Annotated in this window: 14 protein-coding genes; 9 read left to right on the top strand and 5 right to left on the bottom strand. The window is 45.4% G+C overall.

The genetic code is table 11. The annotated features are described in order from the left end of the window. Positions 1-7 precede the first annotated feature (7 nt). Positions 8-1,192 (top strand): homocysteine biosynthesis protein, encoded by a 1,185-nt coding sequence (locus tag H528_RS0102515; RefSeq protein ID WP_022852776.1) that lies wholly within the window; start codon positions 8-10, stop codon positions 1,190-1,192. After that, positions 1,192-1,989 carry an ATP-dependent sacrificial sulfur transferase LarE gene (gene larE, locus H528_RS0102520; protein WP_022852777.1) on the top strand — a complete coding sequence of 266 codons (798 nt, stop codon included), beginning with the start codon at positions 1,192-1,194 and terminating at the stop codon, positions 1,987-1,989. Before H528_RS0102515 ends, larE begins: the two co-directional genes overlap by 1 nt. On the opposite strand, the gene H528_RS12345 is transcribed toward larE, so the two are convergent. The 4 genes from H528_RS12345 to amrS form a co-directional block, all read right to left on the bottom strand. Beyond that, positions 1,974-2,846: a hypothetical protein gene (locus H528_RS12345; RefSeq protein ID WP_157608080.1), complete on the bottom strand. Its 873-nt coding sequence runs from the start codon at positions 2,844-2,846 to the stop codon at positions 1,974-1,976. The two genes, larE and H528_RS12345, sit on opposite strands and share 16 nt — an antisense overlap. A 25-nt stretch (positions 2,847-2,871) precedes the next feature. Continuing rightward, positions 2,872-4,077, bottom strand: coding sequence for a tyrosine--tRNA ligase (tyrS, locus tag H528_RS0102530; protein WP_028845736.1), 1,206 nt, complete (start codon positions 4,075-4,077; stop codon positions 2,872-2,874). Between the two features lie 73 nt (positions 4,078-4,150). Further along, positions 4,151-5,152, bottom strand: coding sequence for a hydrogenase expression/formation protein HypE (gene hypE / locus H528_RS0102535; RefSeq protein ID WP_022852780.1), 1,002 nt, complete (start codon positions 5,150-5,152; stop codon positions 4,151-4,153). Further along, the gene (gene amrS, locus H528_RS0102540) at positions 5,143-6,159 is read right to left on the bottom strand and encodes an AmmeMemoRadiSam system radical SAM enzyme (protein ID WP_022852781.1); all 1,017 of its coding nucleotides are present in this window, start codon (positions 6,157-6,159) and stop codon (positions 5,143-5,145) included. Before amrS ends, hypE begins: the two co-directional genes overlap by 10 nt. A gap of 207 nt (positions 6,160-6,366) precedes the next feature. On the opposite strand from amrS, the gene H528_RS0102545 reads away from it, so the two are divergent. From H528_RS0102545 to H528_RS0102565, 5 genes are all read left to right on the top strand, one after another. Continuing rightward, a complete protein-coding gene (locus tag H528_RS0102545; protein WP_022852782.1) occupies positions 6,367-6,837 on the top strand; it encodes a chemotaxis protein CheX in 471 nt (156 codons plus the stop codon). 47 nt (positions 6,838-6,884) lie between these two features. Continuing rightward, a complete protein-coding gene (cobU, locus tag H528_RS0102550) occupies positions 6,885-7,385 on the top strand; it encodes a bifunctional adenosylcobinamide kinase/adenosylcobinamide-phosphate guanylyltransferase (protein ID WP_022852783.1) in 501 nt (166 codons plus the stop codon). 76 nt (positions 7,386-7,461) lie between these two features. Further along, positions 7,462-8,562: an Mrp/NBP35 family ATP-binding protein gene (locus H528_RS12350; protein ID WP_022852784.1), complete on the top strand. Its 1,101-nt coding sequence runs from the start codon at positions 7,462-7,464 to the stop codon at positions 8,560-8,562. Then, a complete protein-coding gene (locus H528_RS0102560; RefSeq protein WP_084677629.1) occupies positions 8,559-9,305 on the top strand; it encodes a DUF364 domain-containing protein in 747 nt (248 codons plus the stop codon). The genes H528_RS12350 and H528_RS0102560 overlap by 4 nt, the downstream gene beginning before the upstream one ends. Next, complete coding sequence (locus H528_RS0102565) at positions 9,302-9,604, top strand: hypothetical protein (RefSeq protein ID WP_022852786.1); 303 nt, start codon at positions 9,302-9,304, stop codon at positions 9,602-9,604. The genes H528_RS0102560 and H528_RS0102565 overlap by 4 nt, the downstream gene beginning before the upstream one ends. On the opposite strand, the gene H528_RS12355 is transcribed toward H528_RS0102565, so the two are convergent. After that, a complete protein-coding gene (locus H528_RS12355; RefSeq protein ID WP_022852787.1) occupies positions 9,601-12,240 on the bottom strand; it encodes a M16 family metallopeptidase in 2,640 nt (879 codons plus the stop codon). The two genes, H528_RS0102565 and H528_RS12355, sit on opposite strands and share 4 nt — an antisense overlap. Positions 12,241-12,451: 211 nt before the next feature. Between H528_RS12355 and H528_RS0102575 the strand changes: the two genes are divergently transcribed. Together H528_RS0102575 and H528_RS0102580 are read left to right on the top strand one after the other, a co-directional pair. After that, positions 12,452-13,618 (top strand): YeeE/YedE thiosulfate transporter family protein, encoded by a 1,167-nt coding sequence (locus tag H528_RS0102575; RefSeq protein ID WP_022852788.1) that lies wholly within the window; start codon positions 12,452-12,454, stop codon positions 13,616-13,618. Between the two features lie 28 nt (positions 13,619-13,646). Next, positions 13,647-13,907 carry a sulfurtransferase TusA family protein gene (locus H528_RS0102580; RefSeq protein WP_022852789.1) on the top strand — a complete coding sequence of 87 codons (261 nt, stop codon included), beginning with the start codon at positions 13,647-13,649 and terminating at the stop codon, positions 13,905-13,907. The last annotated feature ends 17 nt before the right edge of the window (positions 13,908-13,924 follow it).

Genomic DNA, 13,924 nt, shown 5'->3' on the forward strand with positions numbered 1-13,924 from the left:
AGGACACATGGCTTTTAAAGTAAAAAAGACCATCGACGAAATCAATGAAAAGATCAAGCGTGGTGAGGCCGTAGTAGTTACTGCGGAAGAAATGGTAAAAATAGTAAAAGACGTAGGCCCAACGGAAGCCGCTGCCGAAGTTGACGTAGTGACCACGGGCACTTTTGCTCCCATGTGTTCCTCTGGAGCTTTTATAAACTTTGGACATTCCACCCCTGCCATCAAAGCCCACCGTGTCTGGCTAAACGGTGTCCCGGCATATGCCGGCATTGCCGCGGTGGATATCTATATCGGCGCAACAGAGCCTTGCGAAGACGATCCTTTGAACAAGGTCTATCCTGGAGAATTCCGCTATGGTGGAGGCCACGTTATTCAAGATCTGGTTGCCGGAAAAACCGTATATTTACGTGCTACAGCGTATGGCACCCATTGCTATCCACGCAAATACCTAGAAAAAGAAATCACCTTAAAAGACCTCCCCTATGCCCTTTTATGTAATCCTCGTAATGCCTATCAAAATTACAACTGCGCTATTAACCTCTCCGACAAAACGATTTACACCTACATGGGCATCTTACGCCCTAAAGCGGGCAACGCGAACTATGCTACTTCTGGAGAGCTATCTCCCTTGTTTAAAGATCCCTATCTCCGTACCATCGGTGTGGGTACCCGCATTTTCCTTGGAGGCGGCGTAGGCTACGTAGCCTGGGCCGGAACCCAGTGTAATTTCAAAGTGCCGCGCACGGAAAAAGGCGCTCCTCTTTCGCCAGCAGCCACCCTTATGGTCTATGGCGATTTGAAACAAATGTCTTCTGAATGGCTGGTGGGAGTTAGCATCCTTGGCTATGGTTGCTCGCTGGCAGTGGGTGTAGGTGTGCCTATCCCAATCCTAAACGAAGAAGTCGCTGCCTTTGCCGGGCTTTCTGACGAAGAACTTTTTACGCAAGTAGTTGACTACGCCCACGACTATCCCAACGGAATCAAACGCTCCTACGGAACAGTAAGCTATGCCGAACTTAAAAGCGGTAAAATAAAAGTCCTTGATAAGGAGATCCCTACGGTTCCGCTTTCAAGTATGGTCAAAGCGCGTAAAATCGCTAACATCTTAAAGACCTGGATAAAAGAAAAGAACTTCTTGTTAACAGAGCCTCAAGCGCCGTTTCCAGGCACAGAGCTTTATCCGTTTCGTTAGTGAGTGAGCTTAAAGCCAAGTTAAAGCGGCTGGAAAACCTCTTAAAAGGCCTTGGCCAAGTTTCCGTAGCTCTTTCTGGGGGTCTTGATAGTGGTGTGTTGCTGTTGCTGGCCAAAGATTCTCTAGGCCGTAAAAACGTCTTGGCGCTCACCTGTGCTTCGGAAATAATGCCATCATCTGATCTTGCCCAGGCAAGGATGTTAGCCCTTAAGGCAGGCGTAAGACACCTTGTTTTGCCCTTTGACCACCTGGCTTTAGAAGCCTTTAAAATTAATCCTCCTGAACGCTGCTATTTTTGTAAGAAAGCTATGTTTTCTTTCTTCTTGGAAAAAAGCCCCTACCCCCTTATCGACGGAAGCCAGGTAGATGACCTGAAAGAAGAAAGACCAGGACTTAAAGCGCTAAACGAGCTAAAAATACTCTCGCCCCTTAAAGAAGCCGGTTTAAACAAAAAAGATTTGCGTAAATTGGCTCGCTCCTACGGGTTAACTTCATATAAAAAAGCAGCTTCCCCATGTCTTGCCACGCGTTTTTTAACAGGTGAGCCCATAACCAAAGAAGGCCTGGCCAAAGTGGCAAAAGCTGAAGCTTATCTTAATGCCCTGGGGTTTTCCTTATGCCGCGTGCGCATAAAAGAAAACCTGTGTATCATTCAGGTTTATCCCCAAGAAAGCGAAAAAATTCTAAGTTATCAACAGAATATCCTGGAAACATTTAAAAACATAGGATTTAAGAAGATATTAATTGACCTTGAAGGTTATAAACCCCCGCTTAAGCCTGGTTATTCCAGGTCGTAAGACCAGATGGGAAGGATGTCTTTTTTGTGTAATTCTTCTTCGATAGAGGGTGGAAAATCGTGAGCTACAAAGATTTTAAAGACAGGAAGCCCTTCTTTTTCTGCAAGGGACTTACACAACTTTTCAAAACGCGAGATTTCTTTTTTAGAAGGTCTGACTTTGGCTTCGCCAAGGATAAGTACCCTTTCGCCATTGAGCTTGGCATAGCCGTAGATATTTAGCTGCCTTTCTTTCCCGCGGACTTTGACGTACTTTCTTAACAGGCGATCTTCTACTTTTAATCCATATTTTGAAAGTATGCCTGGCAAGGCCTTATAAGCGCGGTTCTCAAGGGTGTAGCCCACGGTATCAGAAAGCCCTTCTACACGTTCTTCCAGGCGGTCAAGCCTTTTAAGTGCCCCGCGCAATACTTCTTCGGTCTTCTTCTGGGCTTCGGCGAGCTCGTTAAGCCGCTCTTCGGTCTTCTTCTGGGCTTCGGCAAGCTCGTTAAGCCGCTCCTCGGTCTTCTTCTGGGCTTCTGCGAGTTCGTTGAGCCGCTCTTCGGTCTTCTTCTGGGCTTCTGCGAGTTCGTTGAGCCGCTCTTCGGTTCTCTTCTGGGCTTCAGCAAGCTCGTTTAGCCGCTTTTCGGTCTTCTTCTGGGCTTCGGCTAATTCGTTAATAGCCTGCCAAACACGACGGAAGTTTTCTTCTGTTCTTTCTGCAAAGGCTTCGAATCTCTTTTCAAAGGCCTCAAAATCTTTCTTGGTAAGACGCTCACCGAGTTCTTTGTCAATAAGGCCAAAAAACTCCGCAAGGGGTTCTCTCAGCTCAGGCGGGACTTTTTCAAGAATTTTCAGCAAACGGAGTTCGACATCCATATTCCAAAATTTAGCATAATTTGTTTTAAAGGGCTATTATTTTCAAAAATCTCTTTTTACCAACCCGCAGCACGTATTCTTTGCCCGCATCAAGGCTTATTTCCTCTGAAGAAACTTTTTCACCATTAAGGTGAATGCCTCCCTGAGAAATCAGCCTGCGTGCCTCTGAGGCGCTTTTTACCAGGCCCTGCTCTTTGAGAAAGCGCGGAAGATAAAGTTCTTTTGCTTCTGTCTTGACCTCTGGCATATCATCGGGCACACCGCCTTTGGCAAACACCTTTTCAAACTCCTGGGCAGCCTTTTCAGCGGCGCGAGGGCTGTGATACCGGGCGACTATTTCTTTAGCAAGCTGCATCTTAAGGTCCTTGGGATTAATCTTCCCTTGAGCGGTTTCCTCTTTCCACCTGGCTATTTGTTCAAGGGGAACATCAGTTAAAAGTTCGTAATAGCGCCACATGAGCTCATCACTAATAGACATAATTTTGCCGAACATTTCTTGGGGAGGCTCGGTAATACCAACATAATTGCCGAGCGATTTGCTCATTTTCTGTACCCCGTCGAGACCCTCAAGAATAGGCACCGTAATAATGACCTGGGGCTCTTGGCCGTATTCACGCTGGATATCGCGCCCTACAAGGAGGTTGAAAAGCTGGTCAGTGCCCCCAAGCTCTACATCAGCCTTAAGGGCTACAGAGTCGTAAGCCTGTATCAAAGGATAAATTAACTCGTGAATGCCAATGGGGCGGCCGGTTTCAAAACGTTTTTTGAAGTCTTCCCTTTCAAGGATGCGCGCCACGGTGTATTTGGCGCACAAACGAATAAAATCTTCGGCATTGAACTTGGACATCCACTCGCTGTTAAAAACCACTTTGGTTTTAGCTTCATCAAGGATTTTGAAAACCTGTTCAGCGTAAGTCTTGGCGTTTTCCAGAACCTGCTCACGGGTAAGGGGCGGACGTGTTTCTGAACGCCCAGAAGGATCACCGATCATCGCCGTAAAGTCACCAATAAGAAAATAAACTTCGTGGCCAAGGTCCTGAAAATGGCGCATCTTGCGCAGAAGAACCGTATGACCAAGATGAAGATCAGGGGCCGTGGGGTCAAAACCCGCTTTTATCCGCAGGGGGGTGCCTGTTTCCTGAGAACGTTTAAGTTTTGCAAGGAGTTCTTTTTCCTCGATAATATCAACGGTTCCGCGTTTAAGGTATTCAAGTTGCTCTTCAGGGGTCATTTTAGACGCCATTTCTTGCCTCCTCGTTTGATTAGGCTTCCAAAAATAACGCAAGGAGGCGTAGGTGCAAGGACTAACAAATACGTGGAAGGGGCTCACCACTAAGTGGAGGAACAGGGCGTTTTCCCCCAAAAGTTGTTTGTAGGTAAAGGCCTTGCGGCGAAGCCACCACCTCGCCTATTTCAGCGGCACCCTGGCATTCGTCAAACTGCCGTAAGAACCTGACTATCTCTCCTGAGAAGGAAGCCTCACAAACCAGGACAAAACGCCCCTCAGAGGCCAGGTACAAGGGATCTAAGCCAAGGATTTCACACCCGGCCTTAACCTGTGGCCTTATGGGAATCTTTTCTTCATAAAGGAAGATCCCCTTTTGCGAAGCCTGAGAGAATTCGTGAAGCACTGAAGCCAGGCCACCTCGGGTGGGATCGCGCATTACCCGCACGGCATCTTTGAATTCTTTTAAAAGCGCAGCACATACGTGATTTAAGGCCTGGGAATCACTTTTTAAGCCTTCCAGGCCCAAATTTTCTCGTGCGGCAAGGACCGCAAGGCCATGATCTGCAATAGGCCCAGAAACAATTACCTTATCGCCTTCTTTTATATGGCAGGGATCAAGAGAGACTCCCTGAGGTATTAACCCTATGCCTGTGGTGTTTATATAAACTTTATCTCCTTTGCCCCGGGGGACTACTTTGGTGTCTCCACAAACAATTTCTACCCCTGCCTTTTTAGCTGCCTCTGCCATAGAGGCGGCTATTTTTTTAAGTTCGTCAAGCAAAAGGCCTTCTTCAAGAATAAAGGCCGCTGAAAGATAAAGGGGCCGCGCCCCCACCATGGCCAGGTCGTTAACCGTGCCGTGGACCGCAAGGGAACCAATGTTTCCGCCAGGAAAAAAAATCGGATCAACTACAAAGCTGTCTGTGGTGAAGGCAAGGTTATTGCTTTCAAACGAAAGGACTGCACTATCAAGCAGAGGAACTTTTTTAAAACAAGCTAAAAAAACTTCCTTTATAAGGCGCTCGGTGGCCTTACCGCCGCTTCCATGTTCAAGGAGAATGATTTCGTCTATTCCCATACGCCGTCTATCTTTGCCCCGCACTTAGGACAGGTGCCGTGCTCTGTTAAGCGAAAACTATGCACCATAAACCCGTAACGTTCAATTAAAATTTCACCGCACTGCCAACAAAAAGTACTTTCACCTTCTTCGCCGGGCACGTTACCTGTGTAGACATACTTCAAGCCTACCTTTTTGCCAATCTCGTAGGCGCGTTTCAGGAGCTCCACCGGGGTAGCAGGGCGCGTAAGAAGTTGGTAGCGCGGATAAAAACGCGTTACGTGCCAAGGAGTCTCAGGACCAAGCTCTTCCTTAATAAAAGTCGCTATTTCCGTAAGCTCCCCTGGATCGTCATTTTCACCAGGGATAATAAGGGTGGTTACCTCAAGCCAGACCCCTTGGTTTTTCAGGTGTTTTAAGGTTTCAAGCACAGGCTTAAGCCTCGCCTTGCAGTGTTTGCGGTAAAACTCATCACGAAAAGACTTAAGATCAATGTTTGCCGCATGCAAATCAGGATAAATCATATCAAGGGCCTCTTTGGTCATGTAACCATTTGAAACAAAGACGTTCCTTAACCCAGCCTTAGTAGCCAGCTTGGCACAATCATAGGCAAATTCAAAAAAAACAGTTGGTTCGTTATAGGTGTAAGAAATTGTCTGGCAGGCAGTGGCAAGAGCAGCTTCAACCACGCCTTGGGCAGTAGCGTCTTCTCCTATAACCCTGCCTTCAATCCTGGGAAACTGGGAGATTTCATAGTTTTGACAAAAATCACATTGAAAATTACACCCTACGGTGCCGATAGAAAAGCTTCTTGAGCCGGGCAAAAAATGAAAAAGGGGTTTTTTCTCTATAGGATCGACGTGTTTGGCGATAATTTTGCCGTAAACCAAAGAATAAAGAATGCCATTTTCGTTGAAGCGCACGTGGCAGAGACCAAACTTACCCGGTGGAATCTGGCAAAAATGATTACAAAGCTTACACTTTACGTTCTTATCAGGGAGTTTCTCATAAAGTAAAGCCTCGCGCATATCCCCCTCCTATGTTGGGTTTCTTTTGTCACTAGGAGTACTTTTTATTTCAACATTGCTCTTTGGGATCCGTTCCTATTTTTCGACACAAAAAATGGGAACGGGTCCTAAATAACAAAATAGGCACGAGAAAGATTTTGTAAATTCACATTAAAGCTTTAGCCCCAAAATTACGAGAAAAAAGAAAAAAGTACCCAGGGAGGCGAAATGAGTAAGTCGCTCATTGTTGATGCGCTCGAAGCTTCGGTGACAGAAGTTATTTCCACTTTCACCGGCCAAAAACCAGAAATTGGGAAAAGTTTTATCAGAAAAGAAATTGAATCGCTAGGGGAAGTTTCTGCAATTCTTGGGCTAACCGGCAAGGGCTTTACTGGTACTTTTGTGGTCACTTTTGAAAAAGAATGCCTTTTTGATATTGTAGCTGCGCTTTTTGGCACACGCCCTGAAACCATAAACGACGAAACCAGAGACGCCGCCGGAGAGATGGCCAATATGATATGCGGTGCCTTTAGGCGGCGCTTTGAAAAACAAGGTATCAGCCTTCAAAGCTCAACCCCTGCCATTGTGAGCGGGGAAAATCACACCCTGGATATCCTTTGTAAGTCACAAAGGCTTGTCATTCCCTTTTCCGTTAACGGGTCAAAATTATTCGTTGAGTTTTGTCTGGATAAAAAATAGCCCTTTCATCTTGTTTTGGGCATATATGCCTTTTATGCTTTTCTTTCATGAAAATTTTAGTATTAGGTGGTATTAAAAGCGGAAAAAGTAGCTTTTCCCTAAAACTTGCTGAAAAATATCCCCAGCCTAAAATATTTCTTGCCACTGCAGAGCCCTTTGACACGGAAATGGCTGCCAAAATAAAAAAACACCGCCAAGAGCGCGGGAAAAACTGGCAAACTATCGAAACCCCCTTAGAGCTTGCTACCGCTTTAAAAACTATCGAAAACCCCGGGGTGGTGGTGCTTGATTGTCTTACTGTCTGGCTGGGAAATCTTTTTTACCACCAAAAAAACCTTACTTGTTACGTCGAAGACTTGCTCACAGCACTAAAAACCATAAATTTCCCTTTAATCATTGTCTCCAACGAAGTGGGCCTGGGACTTATGCCTGCTGAACACGAAACAAGAGTTTTTGCCGAAAATCTTGGGCTTCTTAATCAACGTGTGGCCAGACTGTGTGATGAGGTTTTTTTGCTGGTGGCTGGCAATCCTCTCAAAATCAAATAAAAAGTTCTAGTCAGAAGCTCAACTAGTGTTAGAATAGCTGCCAAATGTAAATTATTCTCAACTAATGGAGGTTGATATGCCAACACGTGAAGAAATAATGGAAGCCCTTAAAAAGGTCAAAGATCCGGAGCTTGGACGGAGCCTTCCTGACCTCGGCATGATTCGCGACGTAAAGATCGACGGAGACAAAGTCATCGTCACCGTAGCCCTTACCATTGCAGGCTGCCCAATGAAAAAGCGCATTTCCGACGATGTTAAAAAGGCTGTCTCTGAAGTGCCCGGAGTAAAAGAAGTTGAAGTTGAGTTAACCACCATGACTCCTGAAGAAAGGGAAAAAATATTTGGCAAAAAGAAACCAATCGACGAAAAAAAGGCCTTAAAAGACGTTCGTCACATTATTGCCGTGGCTAGTGGCAAGGGGGGCGTAGGGAAAACCACCGTAGCGGTAAATCTTGCGGTAGCCCTTGCCAAAAAGGGATATAAAGTTGGCATCCTTGATGCTGATATTTACGGGCCCAATGTCCCGCTGCTCATGGGTCTTGAAGGCGAAAGGCCCTTTACCAGAGACAATCTTCTTATTCCACCTGAACGTTACGGCATTAAAGTGATGTCTTTTGGTTTTTTGGCCCCTGAAGGCCAGGCTATTATCTGGCGTGGGCCGTTAGTACACCGTGCGCTTTCAGAACTTGCCGAAGTAGTGGATTGGGGTGTGCTTGACTTCCTAGTGGTTGACCTTCCCCCTGGCACAGGGGATGCCCCTTTAACCGTGGCTCAGGTCTTTCCTTTGCGCGGAGTTGTTATCGTGACCACCCCTCAAAAAGTAGCGATCTCTGACGTGGTGCGCTCGGTAGATATGTTTAACGAGCTTGGCACCCGCATCTTCGGGATCGTGGAAAATATGTCTTACCTAAAAACCATCGGCCCTGATGGCAAAGAACAAATAATCCCGGTTTTTGGCGAAGGTGGCGGTGAAAAACTTGCCCGGGATCTTCGCGTTCCGTTTCTTGGTAAAATCCCTCTTGACCCAGATATTGCCAAAAGTGGTGAGGTTGGAAAACCCGCAGCCCTTGACCCTGAAAGCGAGATAGGAAAAGCTTTTGCTGATATTGCCGAAAAAATCGTAAAGGCATCTCTTGAGTTTGAAAAAATGGGAAGCTGTGGACTTAAAAAGGCATGATGACGGTTTACGAAAGACTCCTTGAAAAAGCGCTTTCCAAAGGCCGAGGCCGCATAGTAGCCGATGTACGCATCGGCCTCGGCTATACCGCAGTAAAACTTGACAACGGAAACATTGGTCTTGCCTATACGATTATCGAAGGCAAAAAAAGCTGTAACGTCCTTGAACCAGAAGTAACTTTTGCTGGCAAGCCTGCTGATATCGTGGCCAAATATTTTCTATCTGCCAACAACATTGAAGCTGCCGTAGGGCTGGCCACCATAAATGCCATCTTAAACACAGAACGAGACGACTATCTCTTTGAAGATCCTCTTACGCTTGCCAATATTTCTCCTGAAGACAAAGTAGCCATGGTTGGATTTTTTGAACCCCTTGCAGCCCGCTTAAAAGGCAAAGTAGCGGAATTCTGGATCTTTGAACGCGAACCTGCAAGATTTACCGAGACCCTTAGAGAAGCTGACATGTTTGACTATCTCCCTCAGGCAAGCGTAGCCATTGTCACGGCCGTAACCCTGATTAACAAAACCCTGGAAGAAATACTTGATTATCTTGGCAATGCCCGCGAAGTCATACTTCTTGGAGGAAGCACCCCTCTTTTTCCTCAAGTTTTTCACGACTATCCCATAACTATCCTCTCAGGGCTTTTGACAAAAAATAACGAAATACTAAGGGTTGTAAGCGAAGCTAAAGGAATGAAGGCCTTTAAACCATTTGTAAAAAAGGTTAGTCTTAGGATCAAATGAACCTTCCAGAATTCACCTTAAAAGAAAAAATTGAACTTTTAGCAGGAATTATTCTTTGCATTCTTTTTAGTATCCGTTACTACCCTGAAAACCTAGAAAGAACCTTTTATGAGTCTTTTCGCTGGATGTTTAGCTTCTTTGTCTATAGTGGTCTCATGGCTTACATGTTTCACGGCTTTTGCCGCAAGATCTTGAAACAGACATTTTCCCTGAAGACAGGGATAAAAATGACCATCTGGCTGGCCCTTTTGTCCGCCATTGTCCAGTCCATGCATGAAATGCTAAAGCATCAACCTTAATCTTCTAAAGGCCCCACGGTAACCAAAACATAAGGTTTGTTTTCAAGATATTTTTTAGCAACTTCTGAAATATCTTCCCATTCAACATTTTGGATTTTCTGGATATAACGCAAGCCATAATTATAACCAAGCCCTAAAACTTCGTTTACGGCCTGATCCATAGCTTGCGACATGTTAGTTTGAAGGCCGGTAATATAGCGGCCCACCAACCAACGTTTGGCCCGTTTGATCTCTTCGTCGGTAACACCTTCTTGGTTAACCTTGGCAATTTCGCGCCAAAGCCCAGAAAGGGCTAACTTTTTCTTCGCAGGTTCTGTGGCAATGTAAAATCCTATACCACCGGTGTTGATACCCAAAGTAAGAAATGAGGTTACAGAGTATGCCAGGGCTTCCTCATCGCGCAGAGTTTTAAACAACCTGCCTCCCTGCCCGGCAAGCACAGCATTAAGTACTTCCATGGCATACCGGTCCTCGGAAAACATACTTGGCCCTCTAAAACCCAAAATCAAATGGACTTGCTCTCTGTCGATATTGATGGTTGAAAGCTTGGGTTCAAGAAGTGGCTCAGGCTCTTTATCTTCAGGAAGGGGCTTAGCTTCCTTTTGCCAGGTACCAAAATATTTTTCTAGAAGCGGCATAATTTTTTCAGGATCAACATCTCCTACGATGGAAAGAACGCCGCGAGATGGTGCAACATAATCTTCATAGGCCTTTTTAATGGCTTCCGCATGGAGATTTTCGATAACATCGCGAGAACCTAGGATATTTAAGCCGTAAGGATGTGGAGCAAAAAGTAAGCGATAAAATTCCCTGATAGCAAGCTGGAGGGGATCATCTTCCTGACGGGCTAAGGCAGCCAACAGCTCTGGCTTTAATTTTTCGAGCTCGGACTCAGAAAAGGCAGGCTTTTCAGCAACTTCCGCAAAAAGACTTAGTGCTTTTTCTAAATTTTCAGAAAGGAAGCTTCCCTTTAGGCCAAAGGTATTTCTTCCAGAAAATCCAGCAATTTCTCCCCCCATGGATTCCACCAAAGTAGCCAGCATATCCGCTGATTTTTCAAGAGTGCCTTTAGTCCACAAAGAGGCAAGCGCGCGGAACAGGCCGTTTGTCTTTTCGGTTTCAAAACGTAAGCCTCCAGGAAAAACAAGGGCCATAGAAAAAGCAGGAACGTCTTTTTGGGGGGTAATAAGAACAGTTAAGCCGTTGGCAAGCTTCTTTTTGACCGTTGGGGAAACCCAATGTTCCATCCCAGGTGAAATCCCTGAGGCCTCCATTTCCGCTTCTTCAACAAGGACCTGTAAATCTTCTGGAGAAATAAGTTGAGAGACATTTTGAGCCAAAAGCCCCGCTACTACTGCTTGAGGCGTAAAATACTTTTCGGCAACTTCTTTTATCTGGGCGGCGGTTACTTTTTTAATAGCCTCAAGGTACTTTTTGGCTTTAAGTGGATCCCCTGTAAGAATTTCAAAAGCGCCTAGTTTGCGCGCCTCTCCCTGCATGGTTTCACGACTATAGACGAAATCAGCAGCAACCATGGTCTTGGCTTTTTCAAGTTCTTCAGGGAGCACCGGGTCATATTTCAGACGAAAAATCTCAACCAGGGATTCTTTGATAGCTTCCCGCAAGTTCTCTGGTGGAGCGGTGCCAGCTACCTCAAAAAGCCCTGGGCCCTTGGGGGTAAAAGTGTAAGCGTAAATAGTGTGGACTATTCCCTTTTCACGGCGAAGTTGTTGATAAAGACGCGAAGACTCTCCTTGACCTAAAAGCACGGCAATGACATCCATTACCGGGGCTTCTGGTTTAAGGATACTCGGTCCGGGCAGGGCCAGATGAAAATAACCTTCTTTTACGTCTCTATCTAAAGTCACCAAGGCTGGTTCTTTCTTAGGAGGTTCTTGCGGAAAATTTACAACTTGAGGAGGAAGCTTTGGCTCGTTACCAAAGTAAGAGGCAATCTTGGCAAGGGCTTGCTCAGCGTTCACATCACCTACCACAACCACCGCCATATGCACTGGACGATATCTGCGGGCCATATAATCGAGAATATCTTTACGGGTGATGGCTTTTACCGTCTCAGGATAGCCAATAATTGGACGGCGATAGGGATATTTGAGATAGGCCTTTTGCATGACAGCTTCTGCAAGAGCAAGAGCCGGCCGGTCATTTCTCATGCGCATTTCTTCAAGGACCACCTGCTTTTCACGTTCTAGCTCCTGCGGATCAAAAATCGAATGAAAAATGGCATCTGAAAGGACATCAAGGGCGGTTTCTAATATCTCCCGCGGGCCTGTCACATAATAACAGGTATAATCGTAAGAGGTGAAAGCGTTAATGCTTCCGCCAAAACTTTCGATGGTGGAGGCAATTTCTCCGGGCTTACGCTTCTCGGTACCTTTGAAAATCATGTGTTCAATAAGGTGCGTAATACCAGCTTCGCTGTCTTTCTCGTAGGCACTTCCAGCCTTTACCCACACTTGAACAGCCACTACCGGAGCACGGTGGTTCTCCTCGACTATAACGGTTAGACCATTGCCTAGAACCGTTTTGTAAAGACCCGGAGCTATTTCCATAGCGCGAACCCCAGTTGAAAAAATTAAAAAAGAGAGGCCCAAAAGTAGCATCCATATATACCGCATAACCGCCTCCTTTCTTTTGACAACTCAACTTTAATTTTCGGTTTTCTGCAAGATTATAGCAAGCAGGTAGAGTATTTTTTTTATTTTCGTAAAAAAATGCCAAGCTTTTTCTTTTCAAAAAGTTTGACAGTTTGATTCAATTTTGATAGGGGATGTTCTTGAATGTTTCGATATTTTTTAATCAAAATTTTTGTTAGGAGGGAGGGAATGCATGTCTGACTTCAAAGAAGCAATCTCAAGGAGTTGGAAGGCTTTTGCTCAGTCAAACTGGTCTCCCATGATGGGTGGTATCTTGCTCGCTATTTTTTGTGTTTTCTTAGAAGCATGGTATCGCCCCTGGGGAATTGTCGGAGGTCTTAGAAACTGGGCAGATTGGCTCTTTTACGGCATAGGTTTTTATGAAGACGCTCCCCCTCATCCTTTGGAGTTCTCATCATCTGTATTGAATATCGGATATATATGGGGAGCGATGATATCTGCCATGCTTGCTCGTGAATTCGGATTACGTTTTCCCCCAAAAATCGAGTACGTAAAAGCAATTGTTAGCGGTATTCTCATGGGTCTTGGTTCTGCCTTGGCCATGGGTTGTAACGTTGGAGGATACTATGTAGCAATCCAAAATCTTGCAGCAAACGGCTTTTTAATGGCTATAGGGTTAACTTTTGGTGTTATCGTAGGAATTAAATATCTTTACTGGGAATTGGAACATTTCCCTTCAAGTGGCGGTTTTGAAATAAGTTTTCGAAAGATTAGCCCTTACATTGGCTTTCTATTGTTTGTGGGTCTTATTGTAGCTACTTATGCCTATTTCCGAAGCGATTTGGACAACGGCGAAGTCCTGGGTGGATGTCTAATAATTACCGCTGGCATTGGTTACGTCATTCACCGCAGTCGTTTCTGTATGGTCAATGGTTTCCGTGAACCCTTTATGACAGGCGAAGCCTCCATGGGTAAAGCCATTATGGTAAGCATCATTATTGGAGCCATTGGTGTATCTATCCTCAAGTATCAAGAAATCCGGCCGGAAATGATGTACGTGACCCCGACCTTTGGTTTGGGTGCCCTTTTGGGAGGCTTTATCTTTGGCGCAGCCATGGTTGTAGCTGGTGGGTGCGGCTCTGGTGCTCTTTGGCGTGTTGCTGAAGGCCAAATCAAGCTCTGGGTAGTTGCTTTCTTCTTCGCTTTGTCAAACTCTCTTATACGTCACTATTTCGCAGAATATGACGTTATTGAAAACGGATACCTTGGTAAAGCCGTCTTTATGCCAGAGTACTTAGGCTATGGAGGAACATTGTTTCTAATTACTCTTATTTGTGTCGTTTGGTACATCATTATCGATTGGAATGAAGATTCCAATAAGATGGTCATAGAAATGTAAATAATAAAAACTAAAAGGAGGATAAGCTATGTCTGATGTCAAAGTAGCCCCAGAAGGAATTACCCCAGATGTAACTCTTGATTGTAAGGGTCTTTCTTGTCCTATGCCTTTGCTTAAAACCAAAAAGGCTGTTCAGAAGATGAAACCTGGCCAGATCTTAGAAGTATTGGGGACTGACCCTGGTTCTAAGAACGACTTGCCTGGCTGGTGTGAAAGGGCTGGCCACGAGTTTCTTGGGGTCCGCGAAGAAGGAGGGTTCTTCCGCTTTTATATCAAAGTAGGCGGATAACCACAGCTTCAATACAA

The sequence above is a fragment of the Thermodesulfatator atlanticus DSM 21156 genome (assembly GCF_000421585.1).
GTDB lineage: Bacteria > Desulfobacterota > Thermodesulfobacteria > Thermodesulfobacteriales > Thermodesulfatatoraceae > Thermodesulfatator > Thermodesulfatator atlanticus.